The organism is uncultured Campylobacter sp. (assembly GCF_938045775.1).
GTDB lineage: Bacteria > Campylobacterota > Campylobacteria > Campylobacterales > Campylobacteraceae > Campylobacter_B.
Window position 1 is genome coordinate 1 of the sequence record NZ_CALIBH010000149.1, and the last position, 8,694, is coordinate 8,694.

At 42.0% G+C, this 8,694-nt stretch carries 4 protein-coding genes, 1 tRNA gene and 1 pseudogene; all 6 read left to right on the forward strand.

What is annotated here, in order from left to right; genetic code table 11:
• Positions 1-257, forward strand: a pseudogene (locus Q0238_RS05625) (hypothetical protein); the annotation flags it as partial.
• A complete protein-coding gene (gene uvrC / locus Q0238_RS05630) occupies positions 238-2,040 on the forward strand; it encodes an excinuclease ABC subunit UvrC (protein WP_297943783.1) in 1,803 nt (600 codons plus the stop codon). The pseudogene Q0238_RS05625 and the gene uvrC, both read left to right, overlap by 20 nt.
• Before the next feature lie 165 nt (positions 2,041-2,205).
• The gene (locus Q0238_RS05635; RefSeq protein ID WP_297943785.1) at positions 2,206-6,747 is read left to right on the forward strand and encodes an ATP-binding protein; all 4,542 of its coding nucleotides are present in this window, start codon (positions 2,206-2,208) and stop codon (positions 6,745-6,747) included.
• Positions 6,748-6,761: 14 nt separating this feature from the next.
• Complete coding sequence (locus Q0238_RS05640) at positions 6,762-7,142, forward strand: response regulator (RefSeq protein WP_005869488.1); 381 nt, start codon at positions 6,762-6,764, stop codon at positions 7,140-7,142.
• Positions 7,143-7,154: 12 nt separating this feature from the next.
• Positions 7,155-7,231, forward strand: a tRNA-Arg gene (locus tag Q0238_RS05645).
• Between the two features lie 238 nt (positions 7,232-7,469).
• A partial coding sequence (locus Q0238_RS05650; RefSeq protein WP_297943787.1) for a tyrosine-type recombinase/integrase occupies positions 7,470-8,694 on the forward strand: 1,225 nt, incomplete at its 3' end.

Consider the following 8,694-nt stretch of genomic DNA (forward strand, 5'->3'; position numbering starts at 1 on the left):
AAGACGTATTAAAGCGCTTCGTAGCCGCTAGAGAGACGGCGGAGCTTTGCGGCGTCCGCGAGGTTAAAATTTTCGTCGCAAGCAGGTTGATGAACAAAAGACGCGCGCAAGCCTTTAAAATGAGTATACGCCGAAGCAGCGAAATTTTCTCGCCCGAGCGCTCGAACGGAGGATTCAAAAACAAAATCCAAGATCCGCAAATTTATAAAATTTTTGAAGAGATAAGAGGGCTGATCCTTGCTAATAGAGGAGATTAAGAGCTTGCCTGCCGCACCCGGCGTGTATCAGTACTTCGACGCCGCGGGCAAGCTGCTATACGTCGGCAAGGCAAAAATTTTAAAAAATCGCGTCAAAAGCTATTTTTCTTTCACGCCCGCCCTCGCACCGAGCCCGCGCTTAAGCGCGCGCATCGCCAAGATGATAGGCGAGGCTGTGCATTTAGAATACATCGTAACGCCTAGCGAGAGCGACGCGCTGATACTAGAAAATTCCTTCATCAAGCAGCTCAAGCCCAAGTACAACATCCTGCTGCGCGACGATAAGACTTATCCATATATCTACGTAAATTTAGACGACGATTTCCCTCGCTTTGAGATCACGCGAAAGATTGTAAAGGGCAAAAACATCAGATACTTCGGCCCCTATTTTCACGGCGCGAAGGAAATTTTACAGACGCTTTATATGCAGTTTCCGCTCGTGCAGAAGAAAAATTGCGTCAAGGGCAAAAAGGCCTGTTTGTTCCATCAAATTGGGCGCTGCGCCGCTCCGTGCGAGGATAAAATTTCAAAGCAAGATTACGCGCGTATCGTGCAAAGCGCGCTTGCGGCTCTGAAAAATCCGCAAAAAATGGTGCCGCAGCTTCAGGATCGGATGGCGCGGCTAGCACAGAGCGAAAATTTCGAAGAAGCCGCGCAGATCCGCGATAAAATTGAAATTTTAAAGCAGATGAACGTAAAAGTTGAGGTCGATCTAGCAAAGCTCGATGATTTCGAGGTCTTTGCGATTGCTGCACGCGACGGGCTCGTCTGCGCCGTGCATTTTAGCATACGCGAGGGTAAAATTTCAGCCTCAAGCTCGCATATAATCAACTGCAAAGCCCCAAGCGCCGATGATATCGCAAATGCCTACAAACAGATGATCTTAAGCGCCTTCCCGGCTGCGGCTCCCGTGGCGTGCGCTAAAATTTACGTTTACGACGAGTTTGACGATGTGGATCTGGTATGCGAAATTTTATCCAAGCGGCACGAAAGAGCCTTTAAAATTTACGCGCCGAAAATCGGCGAGAAACGTAAAATTTGCGAAATTGCATACCAAAACTGCGAGATCAATATCAAAAAACATCTAAAAACGCACGATTATGCATTTTTGCAGGAGCTGAAGGATTATTTTGATCTTACGAATTTGCCCGTAAATATCGAAGTTTTCGATAATTCGCACATGTTCGGCGCCGCAGCCGTGGGGGCTATGATAAGCTTTCAAGACGGCGAGTTTAACAAGCAAAACTACCGCCACAAGCATCTTAGCTCAAATAACGACTACGATCAGATGCGCGAGTATCTAACTAGCCGTGCGCTTAAATTTGACGAGCTTGCAGCGCCCGATCTGTGGCTCATCGACGGCGGAACGGCTCTGCTAAACTTAGCGGAGGAAATAATCTGCAGCGTCGGAGCAAACGTCGATATAATCGCTATTTCAAAAGAAAAGATCGATGCTAAAGCCCACCGCGCAAAGGGAGCTGCGAAAGATAAAATTTGCACTAAGGGCGGGATTTTTTCGCTACCAACGGACGATAAAAAATTGCAGTTTTTTCAACGCCTGCGCGATGAGGCGCACCGCTTTGCGATCTCGTTTCACCAAAAAAGCAAACGCAAACTCGATCTGCAAAGCTCAAAGCTGCTAAGCTTAGGCGTTAGCAAAGGAAGTCTGAAGAAGCTTTTGGACTTTTACGGCGATTTTGAGAGCATTTATGCGGCGAGTTTCGATGAGATCAGATCACTTACGAATATCCAAACCGCGGAAAAAATTTTAAACAATCATTAACGAAAACCTAACGCAAAAAGCTATATTTAAAGATTTGTTTAGTAAAATCACCCATTAACTTTGCAGGACGGCTAAATCGTCTCCGCCTAGCGTGACGGAAGCGACTTCGTTTCTCCGGTTGAATAAAATTTAACGTCGCGTAAGCTGCGCTTTGAAGGATTTTGTATGAATTTAAATACTACAAGTGCTTTGAGACTTGTTAGCGGTATCCCGTTACTTTTGATTTTCGCGTTTGCATCATATTTCTTGTTTATCTCTTTGCAGGATTACGCCAGAGTGGGAATTTTGCAGCAGCAAATTGCTAAAAATAGCAATCTCGCGGCGTTAGTAGAGCAGGTAGATAAAGAGCGCGGTATCACTTCGGCGTTTTTGGGTAGCGAGGGAAACCCCGGTATGGGAACCCTTCTATCGGGTCAACGTAAAAAAACCGACGATGCGCTTGCAAAGTATAAAGAAAGCAAAAATACCAGTGAAAATGTCGTAAAAAAGACTATTTTTGATATTTTCGCTTACGGCACCGGTAATGACGAGCTTTTGGCTGCCGAGACCGATATAGACGGTTTGTTAGACAAACTTCCGCAGGTAAGAAGGGATGTCGATGCTCAAAGCAAAAGCTTCGGTGAGCTTTTCAGTTCATATTTTCAAAAATTCGACGATGATGTAAAAACAATCCAACGAGTGCTAAGAGAGGGTCTTGTAAGCTCAAATATCACCGTTTGGACGGTTTCGTTGCTTAATACTTATGAGGCGATGGATGCCACCGCATCGGAGCGCGACTATATTATCGAATACATCATCGGTAGTAAGGCGATGAATCAGGCGCAGCTAAGGACTTGGGCTAGCTTCAACCTATCTAGTTCGCTTCCTAATTACTACTTCTTGCCGGAATCTGATGCTAGAGCTGCGATTTTAAAAATTCTAGACGGAGAGGAATTTCAAAACGCATTAAGAGAGACCGCTAAAATTTCAGCCACATTGCAGCAAGAAGCGGACGAGGGACACTATAGCGTGCCTTTTCAAGAGTGGTTTGCCTCTACTACACTTAAATATAAAAAGCTAAGCGAAATTTCTGAAAAGATCAATGCTGAGCTTGCGATGCATGCCGATACTTATCTAGCGCAAAGACTAAGAAACCTATTTATCGCTCTTGGCATATGGGTTTTAGCGGCTATTTTGGTCGTTTTTGCCTTGGGTATTACAAGACGTTTAAGACAGAACGTTACCGACCTCGGCAACGTGCTTAGCCGAATCGGCGATTTGACGAATCAGCACGAGCATATCGACGTTAGGACCAGTGAGGGCGTTAACAAGGCATATTCGCTTATCGAGGATGCGCTCGATCTGATTGCGTATCAAAAGGGCGCTGCGGAGGATGCCAACAAGGCAAAATCGATCTTTTTAGCTAATATGTCTCACGAGATCAGGACGCCGCTTAACGGCATCATCGGCTTTACGGAGCTTCTTAAAAATACCGATTTGGACGAGGAAAAGCGCGATTACGTTGATACTATCGAAAAATCGTCCGAAAACCTTCTAACGATCATTAATAACATTTTGGATGTATCCAAGATTGAAAGCAATAAGGTCGAGCTTGAGGATATCTTATTTAATCCTATCCAAGATTTCGAAAGCGCGGTTGAAATTTACGTCGCCAAGGCTGCCGAAAAGAATATCGACATCTTGCTTTACATCGATCCTACACTCGTGCACCATCTATACGGAGACATCACGAAGATCAAAGAGGTTCTTATCAACCTCATGTCAAATGCTGTCAAATTTACGCCTGAGCATGGTACTATCGTAGTTGAAATTTTAAGGGAGCCTAGCAAAGCTCCAGGAGAGGCGATCGTAACGTTTAGCGTAGAAGATACCGGCATTGGAATTTCTGAAGATAAGCTCGCAAATGTATTTAACGCCTTCTCTCAAGCTGACTCTACGATCACACGCAAATATGGCGGAACAGGTCTTGGACTTACGATTTCGTCGAAATACGTAGCGATGATGGGCGGTAAGCTTCAGGTTAAATCTACCGTAGGAAAGGGTACTAGATTTTACTTCACCCTTGCTTTTAAAGAGACTCAAAAGACTGATGCGGACGCAGTATTTGAAAGCATCAAAGGGTTAAATTTTGCGCTTTTAGCCGATAGCGCCGATACGATGTATAACGATATCGTTAAAAATTATATCAGCAAGCTAGGCGGTAAAATTTCGATATTTAATACAAACGCGCAGTTCCGCTCAGCGCAAAACAATAACAAATATGACGCCCTTATCACTAGATTTAAGAATTACGGCGAGGTTAGCGATATATTGAGTATGCCTACGATCTTAACTCTTAAGCCAAAAGAGCTTCAAAGTATTAGTATTTCAAATTCTAAAATTTTTACCCTCACAGAGCCTTTTAACTTAACCAAATTCGTTAAGACGCTAGATAAAATTTCAAAATCCGGAATTGCTCTAAGTAGATCGGATTTTGCTCCACAGACGCATGAGATTAAGCTGGATACCGAGGTAGAAAAGCCTATCGTCGCTGATGAAATGATTATGGAAGAGCCGGTAGTAAAAGAAAGACCTATCATCAACAAACTCGATGAATTACGACATGCTACTACTTCGTCGGCGGACGAGCTACGCGCTATCTTGCAAAGCAGAAGGCGTACGCATGATGCCGAGGCTCATTCTGCGCATAAAGAGGAGGCTGTTAGTAGGTCTAGTATTGCTCAAGAGCTCAAAAAAGAAGCCCCTAAAGCAGAAGAGCCGGTCATTAAGCCTATAGATATCGAGCCTATGAGTGATATTAAGATTGAAAAGACAGAGCCTGAATCACCAAAGATCAATATAGATATTCCTGAAATAGTAATTCCACACGCAGAAAAGCCAAAGGTAGAGCCTTCAAGCACAAAGGATGCCCAGACCAATATCGATGAACCTATATCTTTGGAAATTCCTGATGATTTTGTGGGGCTCAAAACACATGCGACGCAGACCCAGGCTCCTAAAGCTGAAACTCCTAGCATCGATCTTTCTGATATCGAGATAGAGCTTCCTAAGATCAAAAAAGAGGAAGAAGAAGTAAGGGTTGAGCCTGCAAAAATAGAAATTCCAAAGGCTAAGGTTGAGACGCCTAAGGCCGAGATTGAAATTCCTGATATAGATATCGATCTTTCGGATATCAAACCGAGCGCCAAGGTGCAAGAGCCTGCCGAAAAGATTGAAATTCCAAGCGTAGAAGAAGAAATTCCGGTAGCCATTAAAACCGAGCCTGAAATTCCTATCGCTAAAGCTTCGAAGCCTGATACTTCAAGTGTTTCTGCTCATGAAGATGAAATTTCAAATGTTAAACTTTCAGAACCTGAAATTCCAACTAAAAGGATAATTGAACCAGAACCTATCGCTGTTGAACCAGAGCCGGTAGCAATTGAGCCTGAACTAAAACCTATAGAGCCAAAACTTGAAGAGGTTTCAAATATCGAGTCTGAACCGGTAACGCCAGTAGTAGAACCAGCGGCTCAAAATATTCCTGCCGAAGAGCCGAGTATTGAGCCGGAGTCGGTGTCTATTCCAAAGGCAGAGCCTGCTACTCAAAATGTCTATGTCGAAGAGCCTGAGATCGAGCCTGTTAGCGTAAAAGTCGAACCGGTAATTATCCCGCAGCCTGAGGAAGAGGAGATGGTCGAGGTACCCGTCACCGTATACGAAGACGAGCAACAGGAAGAAACCATTATGGTCGAAGAGGATGTCGAAGTCGAAGAAGAGGTTGAAGTGCCGGTAGAGCGAAATCCTGCCGATGAAAATGTACCTTTGGTCAATAGAAAATATAACGCTAAAATCCTTATTGCGGAGGATAATGAGATCAATCAAAAGCTTATGAAGCATACGTTAAATAGCTTTAATATGAATTTGACGATAGTCGAAAACGGACTTTTGGCGCTGGAAGCCAGAAAAGCCAATAACGACTATGATCTCATATTTATGGATATTTCGATGCCTGTTATGGACGGTATCGAATCTACAAAGCAGATCAAGCAATACGAACACGAGAATAATCTCCGCCACATCCCGATCGTGGCTGTTACCGCCAATGCGCTAAAAGGTGATAGAGAGAAATTTATGGCAGCAGGACTTGACGAATACTGCACTAAGCCGATCAAAAAGGATATCTTAGCTCAAATGCTAGATAATTTTATCGGTGATAAACGATCTGATGCAGCGCCTGCCGGTGGAACTACAAAGAAGCTGGTTAAAAAGCTTGTCAAACGCCAGGTGCCTAAGACTGTCATTAAAACTGTCAAAGTGCCAAAGACGATAATGAAGCTAGTTCCTAAAAAAAGTATAGTTTCTGATGACGTAGTGAAAGCTAAGGGTACGCACGTGCCGACAAAAGATATACTTATATGTAAGGCAAATATTATGGAAAGTAAAATTTTTGCCAGCATATTAAAACACCAGTATAAAGACGTAGAAATTGCGGGCAATTTCGACCAGCTTATTTCTATGGCGGCTACGGGTAGTTATAAGCTTGTTTTGATTGATAAAAAGCTAGCAGGGCTAGACTTAGCGGCGTTAGAGAGCTTGCGCCGAAAAGCGTCTGCGACCAAGCTAGTTCTGTTTTCTAACGACAACGATGAAAATCCACTATTTAGCGAAGTCGCTAGTTACAATATCACCAAGTCGGGTCTTGAGAAACTCGCACAAAAATATATATAAGGATGAGGTTTTAAATGAGAGATTTGAAAGTTTTAACGGTTGATGACGACGCTATAAATTTAAAGCTACTTGAAGTTATGCTAAAAAAATATGGCAAATTCCAAACTATACTCCAAGCCAAAAACGGCTTGGACGCCCTTGCCGTACTCGAAGTTCAGCCTGTTGATTTGATTTTATTAGATATCGTAATGCCTGTGATGAATGGGCTGGAATTTTTAGATAATCTTCACGCTAGAGAAAGTATAGCTCATATCCCCGTCATCGTCCTTACTACCGACGAGACCGCCAAACGCGAGGCGCTAAATAAAGGCGCTTATGATTTTATGACAAAACCCATCAACGACAAAGATCTTCACAAAAAACTAGACGACGTTATGAATATTATCGGTGATTAAATCGCCGATTTTGTCCTCGTAGCTCAGCAGGATAGAGCGCAAAATTCCTAATTTTGAGGCCACAGGTTCGAATCCTGTCGGGGACACCATCTATCAAATTTTCCCCCTATTTTTAGTTTTTTGATTTTTTTAAAAGCCCTGTTTTGAGGCTTTTTCAAATTTTTTGAAAAAAATTTCAAATACTAAAAACGCTAGACTATGCAGGTAGTTTAAGAGAAACTACTATATATTAAAAAATGTATAGTAGCTCTTAAGCTTGTTAAACTCTTTGGAAACTTTTATAATTTGTCCTATGAAACTATATTAAATTTTAAAGGATAAGCAGTTATGAAAGTTTTTTCTAAAATTAAAGACGATCCGGCTTTTAAAACGGATCCCGATAAAGTCATCAGAAATTTCTCCCTGCCTCATCGCAAAAATACTATGGTAGAAATGATAGATGAGCATATAGCAGTTAGATTTTACCGCTCATTTACTAAAAAGGGAGAGCAAACAATCCATAGGCACTATCACTATTGCATAGGCGGCAAGCTGATTAAGTCTTTAGGTAATGCAGATGAGATAAGCCTAAGCGAAGCCAAAGAAACTCTTAAAGATTTAATGATAGATGATTCTGCTAAGCTGATCCCTGCTAAAAATACTCTGGCAAGCGTTTATAGACAGTTTTGCAGACATAACGGCAACGTCGCATTAGCAACCTCTAAAAGACGAGATATGAGCTTTAAGGCTTTAAGGGATATTTGCGACAAAGATATAAACAAGATAAGCAAAAAGGATATTATGCCGATACTGGATTATTATTACGATAATGAAAAATACGCCTCCTTAGAAATTTTATTCAAACTTATTAAAAGACTATTCAGATATGCTCGCATAAGAGATATTTCTAAAAATCCATTATTTGCAGAAGAGGTGTTTAAGGACTTTTATAATATACCTCGCCATAGCGAATACCCATATATAAAAAATGACTTGGATTTAACCGTACTTATTAAATTTATCATGAACTATCCTCATCAAATAGGCGTCAAGAATGCTTTGATCTTTGGACTACTTACCGGGCTAAGAAGCTCAAATGTAAGAAATTTAACCCATGAGCATTTAAAAATAGGCGATGATGGAGAATACTACTTACTATTTCCACAAGATGAGAATAAGGTAAAAAGCAATGGAGATGAACATCTGGGACTTCCTAGAGAAGTAGGGCAATGGCTGCAAACATTACATCCTCATCATAGCCACTGCCCGTTATGCTTTGCCAATACGCAAGGAGAGGTACTAAGCGATATGACTCTAGTTAAAGCGCTTAAAACCTATGCTCCCGTAATAGCTAAGAATAGACTGGTTTTTCACTCTTTTAGAAAGATACTAGAAACCTTTGCATATGAAAAAATACATGAGAACAAGCTGGATCCTTATAGCATTGAACGCACCCTTTTTCATGCACAAAGAGAGATACAAAAGATTTATAACAAAGCTACGAATATTGAGAATACGCGTAGGGTTCTAACATGGTGGCTAGGTTATTTAAAGGGGTTGGGGTTTAAATTTT

What these genes read in the sequence shown, in the direction of transcription:
- Q0238_RS05635 (WP_297943785.1), top strand. Translation starts at nt 2,206, where the DNA reads ATGAATTTAAATACTACAAGTGCTTTGAGACTTGTTAGCGGTATCCCG.
- Q0238_RS05640 (WP_005869488.1), top strand. Translation starts at nt 6,762, where the DNA reads ATGAGAGATTTGAAAGTTTTAACGGTTGATGACGACGCTATAAATTTA.